This window comes from Streptomyces sp. NPDC004629, assembly GCF_042873595.1.
Classification (GTDB): Bacteria; Actinomycetota; Actinomycetes; order Streptomycetales; family Streptomycetaceae; genus Streptomyces.
On sequence record NZ_JBIALO010000031.1, the window covers coordinates 1 to 13,385 of the forward strand.

Annotated in this window: 9 protein-coding genes, 2 tRNA genes and 1 pseudogene; 5 read left to right on the forward strand and 7 right to left on the reverse strand. The window is 70.2% G+C overall.

Translation table 11 applies throughout. The features are described from left to right. Positions 1-430: 430 nt before the first annotated feature. Positions 431-586, forward strand: a pseudogene (locus ACFYTE_RS34025) (NUDIX domain-containing protein); the annotation flags it as partial. A 401-nt stretch (positions 587-987) separates the two neighbouring features. On the opposite strand, the gene ACFYTE_RS34030 reads toward ACFYTE_RS34025, so the two are convergent. The 4 genes from ACFYTE_RS34030 to ACFYTE_RS34045 form a co-directional block, all read right to left on the reverse strand. Next, positions 988-2,925, reverse strand: a complete 1,938-nt coding sequence (locus ACFYTE_RS34030; RefSeq protein WP_388718974.1) for a galactose oxidase-like domain-containing protein — start codon at positions 2,923-2,925, stop codon at positions 988-990. Beyond that, a complete protein-coding gene (locus ACFYTE_RS34035; RefSeq protein ID WP_388718976.1) occupies positions 2,922-4,928 on the reverse strand; it encodes a glycosyltransferase family 2 protein in 2,007 nt (668 codons plus the stop codon). Before ACFYTE_RS34035 ends, ACFYTE_RS34030 begins: the two co-directional genes overlap by 4 nt. 321 nt (positions 4,929-5,249) lie before the next feature. Further along, on the reverse strand, positions 5,250-5,972 hold the full coding sequence (locus tag ACFYTE_RS34040) for a FadR/GntR family transcriptional regulator (protein WP_388718978.1): 723 nt from the start codon (positions 5,970-5,972) through the stop codon (positions 5,250-5,252). Between the two features lie 65 nt (positions 5,973-6,037). Next, a tRNA-Lys gene (locus tag ACFYTE_RS34045) sits at positions 6,038-6,111 on the reverse strand. A 185-nt stretch (positions 6,112-6,296) separates the two neighbouring features. Here ACFYTE_RS34045 and ACFYTE_RS34050 point away from each other — a divergent pair. The 4 genes from ACFYTE_RS34050 to ACFYTE_RS34065 all read left to right on the forward strand — a co-directional run bounded on the left by ACFYTE_RS34050 (position 6,297) and on the right by ACFYTE_RS34065 (position 11,448). Beyond that, complete coding sequence (locus ACFYTE_RS34050) at positions 6,297-7,598, forward strand: peptidoglycan-binding protein (RefSeq protein WP_388718980.1); 1,302 nt, start codon at positions 6,297-6,299, stop codon at positions 7,596-7,598. Positions 7,599-7,727: 129 nt separating this feature from the next. Further along, positions 7,728-8,849 (forward strand): SPFH domain-containing protein, encoded by a 1,122-nt coding sequence (locus tag ACFYTE_RS34055; protein ID WP_388718982.1) that lies wholly within the window; start codon positions 7,728-7,730, stop codon positions 8,847-8,849. Positions 8,850-8,946: 97 nt separating this feature from the next. After that, a complete protein-coding gene (locus ACFYTE_RS34060; protein WP_388718984.1) occupies positions 8,947-9,552 on the forward strand; it encodes a lytic polysaccharide monooxygenase in 606 nt (201 codons plus the stop codon). A gap of 204 nt (positions 9,553-9,756) precedes the next feature. Beyond that, the gene (locus ACFYTE_RS34065; protein ID WP_388718986.1) at positions 9,757-11,448 is read left to right on the forward strand and encodes an AMP-binding protein; all 1,692 of its coding nucleotides are present in this window, start codon (positions 9,757-9,759) and stop codon (positions 11,446-11,448) included. Here ACFYTE_RS34065 and ACFYTE_RS34070 read toward each other — a convergent pair. The 3 genes from ACFYTE_RS34070 to ehuA form a co-directional block, all read right to left on the reverse strand. Continuing rightward, positions 11,414-11,487 (reverse strand) — tRNA-Lys (locus tag ACFYTE_RS34070). The two genes, ACFYTE_RS34065 and ACFYTE_RS34070, sit on opposite strands and share 35 nt — an antisense overlap. Positions 11,488-11,632: 145 nt before the next feature. After that, positions 11,633-12,391, reverse strand: coding sequence for an IclR family transcriptional regulator (locus ACFYTE_RS34075; protein ID WP_388718988.1), 759 nt, complete (start codon positions 12,389-12,391; stop codon positions 11,633-11,635). A 226-nt stretch (positions 12,392-12,617) separates the two neighbouring features. Next, complete coding sequence (gene ehuA, locus ACFYTE_RS34080) at positions 12,618-13,337, reverse strand: ectoine/hydroxyectoine ABC transporter ATP-binding protein EhuA (protein WP_388719139.1); 720 nt, start codon at positions 13,335-13,337, stop codon at positions 12,618-12,620. Positions 13,338-13,385: the final 48 nt, after the last annotated feature.

Here is a 13,385-nt window from a genome sequence, read left to right on the forward strand (position 1 = left end):
CACCCCCCAGGTCATGCCTTCGACAGGGGGACACAGTCATGCCGGGCCCGGAGGCCAGCGGCCCTCTTGCAGGACCGCGAAAAAGATAACGGGGGGGGATGCGTCAGTACCTGCGGGCACTCGCCTATCTCCGGGCGAGCGACTACCGGACGGGCAAGCGGCTGGTCCAGTTGGGCATGGCCACCCTGCAGCAGGCAGAGCCGGGGCATGTGACGGATGCCGTCACGGGACAGCTCCACCTCGGCCCGAGCCGCGAAGTCGCCCTGTACCGGGACGCCGCGGCTCACCTGACGAGCAGAGGCGTTGAAGTGCTGCTTCTCGACAACGGCGCCTACACCCCATCGGACGTAGCTCGGCGAATCGCCGACGCCATACCGGCCCTCCCGCTAGCCTCAGTCCCCTCCAACGCCCCATCAACCCCTCAAGGACCATGAGCGAAACGCCGGCCACGCCCGTCATCGACACCCACGTCATCCTTCGCGACGGCGACAAGATCCTTCTCTCCAAGCGGGGCGGCCCCTACGGCTATGGGCGTTGGCACATGCCGTCGGGGAAGCTCGACCAAGGCGAGCCTCTTCCCGATGGCGCCGCCCGCGAACTGTTCGAGGTGGTTCACCGTCCACGATTTGCCGGACGACATCATCGAGTACCCGCAGGCCGGCCTGTGCGGCTACCTCGACGGCAGCGGCCCCCTCGCAGAACACGGCTGGCGGTAGCCCCACCAAGACATACGGCCCCGCCCAGCCAAAACAAGCAGCCACGCCTAAACCGCGCCCCAAAGGGGCGCGGGGAACTACGCGACCAGCCAAAACGAACCCGCAGCCGCAAGGGACCCCAAGCCAACCCGGCGTATAGACGAACGCGACCAACCGAGACGGACCCGCAGCCGCAAAGGGCCCCGAGCCAGCCCCGCGTATAGGCGGACGCGACCGGCCAGAACGGACCCGCAGTTGCAGTCGGCCCAAGCCAGCGCAGCGCACCGCAGCCCTACGGGATCTTCACCCACTGTGCCTTGGACGGAGTCCCCTGGGCGTCGTCCACGAACAGCATGTACCACCCGGACTGCACCAGGTTCCGACCCTTCGGCACGGTCACCGTGATCTTGTCCCCGGACGTGGTGAAGTCCAGCGCGATGGACCGCTGGTCGACGTCCGTGACATGCGTGGAGGCGCTGGGCCTGATCAGCCGGACCTTTTTGATCGTCGAGGCGTGCCGGGAGGTGAAGGTCCCCGAGGCGCCACGGGCGATGGTCTGCGGCCCGCCGGACAGCGAGGGCCGCGAGTCCCGGTAGAGATACGGCGGCGTGTAGATCTCGATCCGCTGCTCGAACTTGCCCGGCTTGGTGTTCGCCTTGTCCGCGTACAGCGAGTCGGACCCGAAGAACATCACCCGCCCGTCGGGCAGCAGGATCGACCCGGAGTGGTAGTTGCGGCCCACCAGCGGGTCGGCCACCTGGGTGAAGCTGTTGCTGTCGGGGTGGTAGATCCGCGCCTGGTGGATGTTGGAGTCGCTGCGCCCCCGGTAGTCCTCCGAGCCGCCCGAGACCAGCACGGTGTCGTCGGGCAGGATCGAGGACTGCGGATAGCGGGTGCCCTTCTCCAGCGACGGCCCGTCCACGAACTTCGGGTCCTTGGCCTTCAGGTCGATCAGCCGGGTCTTCTTGCTGGACACCTTGGACTCGCCGACCCCGCCGCCGCCGATCACCAGGTACTTCTCGTCCTGCGCGGGCGGCAGCAGCACCGTGCCGGAGGTCTCCAACAGGTTCGCGTCGCCCAGCCCGGGCAGCTTGGTGAACTCATTGGTGTCCACGTCCCAGATGCCGGGGTCGCGGCCCACGTCGTCGGGGCCGTAGCCCGCGTTGGACCCCGAGTAGAAGATCTTCCCGTTCTCCATCAGGAACAGGGCCGGATAGGTGGGGAACTGCCGGATCTTCTCGGTGTACGTCCACTTCTTGGTCTTCGGGTCGAAGATCTCGTTCTTGCCCGGGACCAGCTGCCCGATGTCGTCGAGGCCGGAGACGCTGAGGATCCGGCCGTCGCTCAGGGTGGTCAGCGTCGGGTACCAGCGGGCCTCGTTCATCGGGTCGACCTTGATGTACTTCTCGGCGACCGGGTCGAACTCGTAGGCGTCCCGTATCCCTTGGAAGTCCTTCTTGTCGAGGGCGAGTTTCTGCGCGATGCCGTAGGTGTTGCGTGTGTCGGCGCCGGTCAGTCCCTGGACGCGGTAGTTGTCCTGGGTGCCGGTCTCGTACTGGGTGCCGCTCTGTCGCGCCTCGACATAGATCCGGCCGAGCCCGGGGTCGTTGCGCAGGAAGGCGCCGGTCGTCTTGTCGAAGACCTTCTTCGCGCGCGGCACCAGGACGGGGTCCTTCGACACGAAGGTCTTGCCGTTCTCCTTGCCGGTGAACTTGGTGCCGGCGGGCAGCGTGATCGGCTTGTCCGGGTTCTCGTTGTGCACGACCATCAGGCCGCCGGCCTTGGTGACGTCGCCCTTGAGCTTCTCGTACCGCTTGGTGCCGCCGGCGATGAGCAGGTTGCCGTTGGCCAGTTGGGTGTGGCCGGTGCAGAACAGGTCGTTGGGCGTGGGCACCTTCTTGATCGTGCCCTTGACCGGGTCCCAGATGCGGGAGTCGAACTTCTTCGCGTCGAAGTTCTCCTGGTCGTTGCCCGAGCCGGCGACCAGCAGCACCTTGCCGGTGTGCAGGAGCGCCGCGTGGATGGTGTGCTGGCGGTACTCCTCGGGGAACTCGATGATGTCCCACTTGCCGTTGGCGGCCTTGTACTCGGGTCTGTCGATCTTGTACTGGTGGTATTTCTCGGTTCCGAAGCGGTACAGCCACGGTCCGTTCATCCCGGCCAGCGCGAGTACCACCGCCGTGCCTATCGCGAGTCGACGAGCACGGCGGCGACCGGCACTGTCGTTCATTCCTTACGTCCCCCAAGTCCGCCCAGGGCGATTTGCATGGTCTGCTCGTTGGTCCCGTTCGAGGCGGCCCGGGTGGGCCGCTGCTGCGGGGCGTGCGGCGCGTGCGGCACGCCCGTCGCGTCCTGCGGTTCGTGGCCGGCCGCCGTGCCGGGCGCCGTGCCGGGCGCCGTGCCGGGCGCTGCGGCGCTCTGCGGGCCGGCCGCGGGCCGCTTGCGTTCCTGCCGGAGCATGTACCGCCAGGCGAAGATCGGCGCCGCGGTGATCAGCATGGCGAAAACGGCCCAGGTGATCATCGCAGGGTGGGAGTGCCCGAAGACGAAGCCGGCGGTGAGCGATCCGCCGAAGACGAGGATGAAGAACCAGTGGATCCGGAACGTCCCGAACAGCGTGTCGGGGCTGGCCGATTCGCCCTTGGGCGTCACCACGAACTTGCTCTTGCGGCGCAGTACGGCGTCCATCAGCGAGCGGGCGTAGATCGGCGCGGACAGCGCGGACATCACCATGCCGGCGACCCCGCCGGAGCCCTCCGGCTCGTGCGGGGAGACGTTGTGCCGGCGGTTCCAGATGTACAGGCCGATCTGGAGCGCGGAGGCGTTGCCGTAGAGCATCAGCCACACCGTGGGATCGATGTTCACGCCGGAGGCGCCCAGGCCCAGGAACAACGCGCAACTCAGCGCTGCCAGGATCCAGTTGAGGGCGGACATCGGATAGAAGATGATCATCATGGTGTAGTTGAAGAGCTTGCCGGGCGGCAGGGAGAACAGGCCCTTCCAGTACTGCTTGAGGATCGTCTCGTAGGTGCCCCGGGACCAGCGCAACTGCTGGGTGAAGAAGTCGGTCCAGGCGTTCGGGCCCTCGCCGACCGCGAGCACGTCCGGCGTGTACACCGACTTCCACTTCCGGCCGGTGGCCGGGTTCTTGGCGCGGTGCATCTCGAAGCCGGTGGCCATGTCCTCGGTGATCGAGTCGTACAGGCCGCCGATCTGCTTGATCGCCCTGATGCGCACGGCGTTCGACGTGCCCACGAACATCGGGGCGCCGTACCGGTTGCCGGCGCGCTGGATCAGCGCGTGGAACAGGAACTGCTGCGACTCGGCGGCCTTGGTGACGAAGGTGTCGTAGTTGCCGTACACCTGTGGGCCGATGACGAAGCCGACGTCCGGGTCGCGGAAGTAACCCAGCATCCGCTCCAGGTAGTTGGGCAGCGGCACATGGTCGGTGTCGACCGAGGCGAAGAAGTCGTACTCGGCGCCGTGCGCCTCCAGCCAGGCGTTGTAGTTGCCGTGCTTGGTCTTGGCGCGGTGCGGGCCCTTGGGCCGGTTCCAGTGCGCGACGCCCTTGCGGGAGAAGTGGTGCACGCCGAGCCGGGCGCAGACCTCCTTGACCTCAGGGTCGTCACCCTCGTCGAGCAGCCAGACGTGCAGCAGGCCCCGGTGGCGCAGCCGGACGGCCGCCTCCAGGGTCTTGGTGACCATCTCCAGCGGTTCCTTGCCGGGCACGAAGGAGGTCAGGAAGGCGACTTTGGTGCCGGTCTCGGGAACCACCGGGACGGGGTCGCGGGCGACCAGGGTGGCATGCGCGTTCGACAGCACGTTCATGCAGCGGAAGAACTCGATCAGACCGATGGAGACCAGCATCACGATGTCGAGCGCGGGCAGGAAGTCGTAGGCGGGGTAGTCGCGCTCGGTCCAGTGTTCGGGTTGCAGCAGCCACGCCAGCAGGACCAGCGAGAGCAGCGGGGCCGCGCCCAGCATGAGCGCGGCGCGTAGGCGGTGCGGCTCCTGCGAGAGCAGCGAGCGGTACTGCACCGTGTACGGCTTGCCGGGATCGGGCTGGGTGAGGGGGCCCGCCAGCCGGCTGTAGTGCTCGTAGTCGTATCTCGGCAGGTTCTTCTTGATCCGGCGGAACGTCCCCGTGTTGCCGGTGCGGTGTCCGGGCACCCGGAGCTGCGTGGTCTGTGACGGGTCGAGGTTCTGCCGGGCGCCCGTCGGCGTCGACGTCATGAGTCATCCCCCCACACGCGGAACACCGCGTGTCAGTCGGTTCGTTGCGCCCCCTCGGGTCCCCCTCGACCGTCACGGGCGCATCAGTGATGGGTCGCGGTCACAGCCCCCACGTCTCCCACACCTTATCGACATGGAACCGCGACGTTCCGGTTGCAGGGTGCCCCCCTCGACATCCGTTCGTGGACGGGTCCCCTCTCCCCCGTCGCTCCGGCAACCGGTTCTCTTCCCCCCAAGTGCCGCGTATAGGCGGCAGCTTGAACAACCAGGTTTCTACGGTGCCGAGCATGATCGCAAGATGCGAAACGCTGTGTTTACCGGTCATACGCGTTCATTGTGGGGCGTGTGGGGATCTGGTGGACGCGTCGCGACGGCCGGGGACAGCCGGGCGCGGATGTGGCCGAAGTGGTCTCTTATGGCCTCCTCCGCGCGCATGGAGTCGCCGGACCGGACCGCGGCCAGGATCTCCCGGTGCTGACGGCCGGTGACCCGCGGGTCCTGCGGCGGCTCCACCAGATCCCGCTGTACGCGGTCGAAGGCGTCCCAGAACGCCTCCAATACCTCGCTCAGCAGGGCGTTGTCCAGCCCCCGGTAGAGCATGGCGTGAAACGCCCGGTCGGTCTCGACGAGGCCGGCTCCCTGCGCGGCCCGCTGTTCCATACGGTCCACAAGGGTCTCCAGTTCAACCAGGTCGGACTCGGGGAGCCGTCCGGCCAGCCGGGAGACCAGCCCCGCCTCCATCGCCTCGCGCAGTTCGAGCAGCTGGAGCAGGGAGTCCTCGCCCCGGTGGTGCCCGGCGACCGTGCGGAAGGCAAGGCCCTCGACCATCGGGGCGAGGGACATCGGGCCGACGTAGGTGCCGAAGCCGTGCCGTATCTCCACGATGCCCATGGCCTGGAGGGCCTTCAGTGCCTCCCGTACCGAGTTCCGGCTCGCGCCGAGCAGCTTCATCAGCTCGGGCTCGGTCGGCAGCGGCGCACCGGAGGGCAGCCGTCGGTCGACGATGAGCTTCTTGATCCGCTCCTGCAGGTCTCGGGCTGCCATGGCCAGAGCGTATCCGGCCAAACAAGCGACAGGCCCTTCGGTGTGCGAAGGGCCTGCCGTCATCGTGCGCCGCCAGGGACTCGAACCCCGGACCCGCTGATTAAGAGTCAGCTGCTCTAACCAACTGAGCTAGCGGCGCCTGCTGACGCGAGAACTCTACCCGACCTCGGGGTGTGGTTCTGACCGCCGGGAGGCGGCGCGGAGGTGCCGGTCCGGGGCGCGTACATCATTCGGACCGTCAACATGCGCGTCGCGATGACAGTTGAGAAACTGACCAATGTGCACAAACGCGGACATTTCAGCCCGGAATGTGAGGGGGATCGCATGGCGACTCCGGTCTTCGAGGAATTCGATCCCGTGAGCGACTGCGAGTGCCCCGGATGTGTCCACTGGCGGCGGGTGAGCCCGCGTACGCTGCCCGGTCGGTTCGGCGGGCACCCGGCGGCCCGGCGGGCCCTGGTCGTGGCCGCCGCCACATCCGCCCTCGCCGCGGGCCATGCGGCGCCCGCCCTCGCCGTACCGTCCGCTCCGCCAGCCCCGCACCGGCCGGGCCTTCCGGCGGGCCCGGGCCCCGACACCCCGCAGGGCAGCCAGGTCCCGCTGCACGGGCCGAGCGGCAAGCCCGCCGTCTCGGCCCAGTCGCGCACGATCACCCGCACGGAGATCATCAACCGGGCCAAGACCTGGGTCGCCGCCCAGGTGCCGTACAGCACGGGCGCGTACTGGTCGGACGGCTACCGCCAGGACTGCTCGGGCTTTGTCTCGATGGCCTGGGGCCTGCCGGGCAACGAGTGGACGGGCAGCCTCGGCAAGTTCGGTGTGAAGATCAAGAAGGAGGACCTGCAACCCGGCGACATCCTGCTCTTCCACAACTCCGCCGACCCGCACAAGGGCTCGCACGTCGTCATCTTCGGCGGCTGGACGGACTACACGCACACCTACTACACGGCCTATGAGCAGACGCGCCCGCACACCCGCCGGATGGCCACCCCGTACTCCTACTGGAGTAATTCCGATAAATATGTCCCCTACCGCTACAAGGGCCTCGCCGCCGGCGCAGCGGGTGGCGGGGCGACCGCCGCGGTCAGGAGCGGGTCGTTCCCGGGGGCGGCCTACTTCGGACCCGGCGCGAACAACAAGTACGTCACCCGGCTCGGCGAGATGCTGGTGGCTCGCGGCGGCCGGGCCTACTACACCCAGGGGCCGGGACCGCGCTGGGGTGAAGCGGACCGGCGGGCGACCCAGGCGTTCCAGAAGGCCCAGGGCTGGAGCGGCGCGGACGCGGACGGCGTACCCGGACCGCGCACCTGGGAACTGCTGGCGACCGGGAAGGGCAAGGACATCCGGGCCGCCAGGGCCGGCGCGCCCGCGCCCGCCTCGCACGGTGTGCCCGGCTACCCGGGCCGCGCCATGTTCCGCCCCGGCGCGGAGAACACCTACGTCACCCAGCTGGGGCGGCAGCTGGTCAAGAAGGGGTACGGCCGCTACTACACGACCGGTCCGGGACCGCGTTGGGGCGATGCGGACCGGCGGGCCGTCGAGGCGTTCCAGCGCTCCCAGGGCTGGCGGGGCGGCGCGGCGGACGGCTACCCGGGGCCGGAGACCTGGCGGCGGCTGTTCGCCTAGGCCGCACCATTTCTCCCTATTTCTCATCTTTCTCCCCATTTCTTTCCCGTTTCTCGTCCTTCTCTTCTTTTCTCGTCTTCTCTGTCACTCACCTGTCATGACGCATCTGGCGCGGAGGCTGGAGCACGCATGAGCACGACGACGTCACACACGCCCGAGTCGGAGGGACCCGTCGAGGGGCCGTCCCGTCCGACCCGGCTGATCCACAACGAGTCGACCACCGAGATCCCCGTCCACCTGCTGTTCCGCGATGACCCCGCCCCGGTGTCGGTGCCGCTCAAGCCTGCGGTGGTGGCCCGCCGGCGGGGCACCGGCGAGCAGCCCCGGCTCAGGCGGCAGGGGCCGGTACGGGCCCGGAAGGTGCCCGAGGTCGATCCGCTGCTGGTGGAGCGTCCGGCGCGGGCGCTGCCCGGGGCCGCGGGTGTGCTCGCCGGCCTGGGCGGGGTCGCCGGGTGCGTGGCCACCTCCTGGTGGGCGGGGGTGCTGCCGCGGCTCGCGGCGGACGCGCTGTGGCTGCCCGGGTACGCGGGCGCCGGTCTTGGTCCGGCCCAGTGGGCGGCGTACGCGGGGGCCGGGGCGCTCGGCGCGCTGGGCTTCGGCGGGCTCACCCGGGGCGCGACCGGCCGGGCCTGGGTGCTCGGTCTGTTCGGCCGCTACCGGGGGACCGTGCGGCGCACCGGCCTCATGTGGGTGAACCCGATGCTGCGGCGGCGCCAGGTCGATGTGCGGCTGCGGCACTGGCGCAGCAAGCCGATGTCGGCCGCCGACGGCAACGGGGTGGCGCTCAGGGTGGTGGTCCTCGTGGTGTGGCGGGTGCGGGACACCGCGCGGGCCGTGCTCGGCGTGGCGGACCACGAGAGGTATCTGCGGGAGTGCGTGGAGGCGGCGCTGGCCCGGGTGCCGGTGGACATGCCGGGCGGGGCGCGGGGGGCCGCGGAGGCGGCGGGGGAGGCGCTGACCCGGCTGGTGGCGGCGGACGCGGCGGGCATCGGGCTTGAGGTGTTCTCGGTGCAGCCGGTCCGGGCCGAGTACGCGCCCGAGGTCGCCGCGGCCATGCACCGGCGCCGGATCGCCGCGCTGGACGCGCAGCAGCGCTCCTCCATGCTCACCTCGGTGGTGGACTCGGTGGAGGACACGGTGACCCGGCTGACCATGCGCGGGCTGGTCGAACTCGACGACTACGAGCGCAAGGCGCTGGTGCGGGATCTGACGGTCGCCTTCTGCGCGGGCCGTACCGAGTCCGCTCCGTGATTGGTATGGACATGCCCAACTGACGGCAATAATCTGAGACTTGGTCTAGACCTGCACGGCTCAGTGAACTTCCCCCACGTTCTCCAGGAGCGGCAGCATGCGTACACAGACCAAGTTGTCCGCCGTCGTGGTGGGTCTGGCCACCGTCGGAGCCTTCGCGCTCTCCTCCGGCGGGGCCAGCGGCCACGGCTACACGGACCTGCCCATCAGCAGGCAGAAGCTCTGCCAGAACGGAACGGTGGCCAACTGCGGCGACATCCAGTGGGAGCCGCAGAGCGTCGAGGGTTCGAAGGGCTTCCCGGCCGGCGGACCCGCCGACGGCCAGCTCTGCAACGGCGGGGTGAGCCGGTTCGCCCAGCTCAGCTCGCCGACCGCGCCGTCCGGCGGGGCCTGGCCGACCACCAAGGTGACCGGCGGTCAGAGCTACACCTTCCGCTGGCAGTTCACCGCGCGGCACGCCACGACGGACTTCCGGTACTACGTCACCAAACCGGGCTGGAACCAGAACCACGCCCTGTCCCGCTCCGACCTCACCACCACGCCGTTCCTCACGGTCCCCTACAACAACCAGCAGCCGCCGGCCACGCTCTCGCACAGCGGCACCCTGCCGACCGGCCTGAGCGGACACCACGTCATCCTCGCGGTCTGGACGATCGCCGACACGGGCAACGCGTTCTACGCCTGCTCCGACGTCACGTTCTGACCCCGCCCGGCCAAGGCCCGCGTGCACCGCACGACGCCACCCCCGCACGCGGGCCCACCACCCGTGCGACCCGCTCGACGCGGCCAGGCGCGCCGCAGGACCCTGACGCGAACGAGAAGCCCGGCAAAACGAAAGAACCCGGTGACGCAGTCGCCGGCACCCTTGCCTCCACATCTGACGCTACGTCAGCTACCGTGCGGCGGCATGGAGTTCCGTAGGGGTACGGTGGCGGAGTTGGTGGCGGGGCGGTGGGGGGACCGGCGGCCGGGGCTGTGGTTCGAGGAGCGGGTGCTCAGCCACCACGAGGTCGCGGCCGGCGCAGCCGCCCGTGCCGCGCTGCTGGCCGACCTGCTGCCGGCCGGAGCCGAACCGCACGTCGGGGTGCTGCTCGACAACACCCCGGAGTTCCCGCTGTGGCTGGGCGCCGCCGCCCTCGCCGGCGCCGCGGTCGCCGGGATCAACCCCACCCGCAGGGGCCCTGAACTGGCCCGCGACATCCTGCACACCGAGTGCCCGCTGCTGGTCACCGAGCGGGCGCGGCTGCCGCTCCTCGACGGCCTCGACCTGCCCGGCGTACGGCTGCTGATCACCGATACCCCGGACTACGCCGACCTGCTCGCCCCCTACGCCGACGCCACCCCCGACCCCTCCCGGGCCGCCCCGGAGGACCGGGTCCTGCTCTGCTTCACCTCCGGCTCCACCGGCGCCCCCAAGGCCGCGCTCTGCTCGCAGGGCCGGCTGGCTGCCGCCGGACGCTCCCTCGTCGACCAGTTCCGCCTCGGCCCCGACGGCGTGCACTACATCTGCATGCCCCTGTTCCACGGCAACGCGGTGATCGCCGACTGGGCGCCCGCGCTGGCGGCCGGCGCCGGGGTGGCGCTGCGCCGGCGGTTCTCCGCGTCGGGCTTCCTGCCGGACGTACGCCGGTTCCGGGCGACGTACTTCACCTATGTCGGGCGGGCCGTGCAGTACGTGCTGGCCACCGAGCCACGCCCGGACGACGCCGACAACCCGCTGCGGCTGGGCTTCGGCACCGAGGCGGGTGCGGTGGACGCGGCGGCCTTCGAGCGGCGGTTCGGGGTGCCGCTGGTGGAGGGGTACGGCTCCTCGGAGGGCGGCGCGGCGGTGCGCTGGACGCCCGGCACGCCCGCCGGTGCGGTGGGGCGCGGCGCTCCCGGGCTGGCCGTGCTCGACCCGGCCGACGGCACGGAGTGCCCGCCCGCCCGCTTCGACGAGGCCGGCCGGCTGCTCAACGGCGACGAGGCGATAGGCGAGCTGGTCAACCGGGGACCGAACCCCTTCGAGGGGTACTGGCGCAATCCGGCGGCGGAGGCCGAGCGGCGGCGACGGGGGTTCCCCGGGTCCGGCGAGACCGGCGGCGGGGGAGGCTGGTACTGGACCGGAGACCTGTTCTGCCGTGACGCCGACGGATACCTCTACTTCGCGGGCCGCGGCGACGACCGGCTGCGGGTCGACGGTGAGAACCTGGCCGCCGCGATGATCGAGAACATCCTCGCCCGGTACCCGGGTGCCGACGCCGTCGCCGTCTACGCGGTGCCGGACCCGGTCACCGGCGACCAGGTGATGGCGGCGATCGCGGGGACCTTCGACCCGGCGGACTTCGCCGCCTTCCTCGCCGCCCAGCCCGACCTCGGGACGAAGATGGCGCCCCGGTTCGTCCGGCTGGTGGAACGGATGCCGGTCACCGCCACCAACAAGATCCATCGGGCGGAGCTGCGCCGCCAGGGGCCGCGGTGCGCCGATCCCGTGTGGTGGCGGCCGCCGGGCGAGGAGGCGTACCGGCGGTTGACCGCACAGGACGCCGAAGGGCCCCTCGTCGCCACGAGAGGCCCTTCACCGGTGCGCCGCCAGGGACTCGAACCCCGGACCCGCTGATTAAGAGTCAGCTGCTCTAACCAACTGAGCTAGCGGCGCATGACTCCCGCCGTCCGCGTCTCGCGGTCGGCGACGAAGAAAATACTACCCGGTCCGCGGGGATGCTCCGGACCACCCCGGATCCGGTGCCGGCGGTGCGGCCGGCGCCACCGGTGCTCGATCGCCAGCGACAGCAGCCCCCGTGCTAGATCGCCAGCGACAGCAGCACCGGTGCCGCGTTGCGGTTCAGGGCGTCCGCGGCCTGCCGCAGCCGGTGCGCGTGCGCCACCGGCAGTGACAGCGCCAGACAGCCCACCGAGGAGCCCGCCGTGATCGGCACCGCCGCGCACACCGTGCCGACCGCGTACTCCTGGAGGTCGAGCACGGGCACCGTCGGCGGCTGGGACTCCAGACGGGACAGCAGCAGCCGGTCGCTGGTGATGGTGCGCGAGGTGAGGCGGGCCATCTTGTGCCGGGAGAGGTGATCGCGGCGGGCGTTGTGGTCGAGCTGGGTCAGCAGGCTCTTGCCGACGGCCGTGGCGTGCGCGGAGGAGCGGAAGTCGACCCACTCGTTGACCGCGGGCGTGGCCGGGCTGTCGGCGTACTGGGTGACCTTCACCTCACCGTCGACGTACCGGCTCAGATAGACGGCCGCGCCGACCGAGTCCCGCAGCCGGACCAGGGTGAGCTGGAGCTTGTCGCGCAGCGCCCGCTCCCCGTCGTGCGCGGAGCCGAGGCGGCTCAGCGCGTCCCCGGTCACATAGGCGCCGTCGGCGACCTGCTCGACGTATCCCTCGCGGCGCAGCATCCGCAGCAGCGCGGTCAGCCGCTCGTGGCCGAGGCGGGTCCGGCGGGCCAGCTCGGTGTCGGTGACGCCCGTGGTGTGCCGTGCCACCGTCTCCAGGACGCGCAGGGCGTCCTGGGCGGAGTGGTACGGGGCGGTCGGCTCGTGCATCAGCGCCACGGTGATCCCCCCTGCGCTTGCTGTCTGGGCCGTGATCCGGACGGCGGATCGTTTCCACGATAACGGTCAGGCGTCCGCTGGGGAGGGGGCCTTGACGAGATCATGGTGCCCGTAACCTGCGGTATCGCCGCACCGGCATATGCCTACGGCATGCCCCAGCGGGTGACCTGCTGTGTTGACACCCTCACCTGCTGCAATTGCACCGCCAGGGCGAAAAAAAAATCGGTCACAGGACGGCGCCAAGGAACTCCCGGGTGCGCTCCTGCTCCGGATCGCTGAAGATCCGCTCCGGTGACCCCGCCTCGATGACCCGGCCGCCGTCGAACATCAGGACCTGGTCGGAGATGTCCCGGGCGAAGTTCATCTCGTGGGTCACGCACAGCATCGTGATGTCCGTGCTGCGGGCGATGTCCCGCAACAGGTCCAGGACGCCCGCGACCAGCTCAGGGTCGAGCGCGGAGGTCACCTCGTCCAGCAGCAGCACCTGCGGCCGCATGGCCAGCGCCCGAGCGATCGCCACCCGCTGCTGCTGGCCCCCGGACAGCTGGGACGGGCGCATGCCGCACTTGTCGCTGAGGCCGACCAGCTCCAGCAGCTCGCGGGCGCGCGCCTCCGCCTCGTCCCTGTCCAGGCCGAGCACGGTGACCGGGGCCTCGGTGATGTTCCGCAGCACCGTCATGTTCGGGAACAGGTTGAACTGCTGGAACACCATCCCGATCTTCTTGCGGACCTCGCGGACCTCCTTCTCGGAGGCCGGGAACAGCGGCTGCCCGTCCACCGTGATGGTGCCCTCGTCCGGCTTGGCCAGCGTCATCAGCAGCCGCAGGATCGTGGTCTTGCCGGAGCCGGACGGGCCGATCAGGGTGACGTGCCGGCCCGCCTGCACGGACAGGTCGAGCCCGTCGAGGACCGTGTGGTCCCCGAACCGCTTGGTCACCCCCGCCATGTGGATCAGTCCGGTCGGACGGTCCTCGGCGGCGGTCGGCTGCTTACT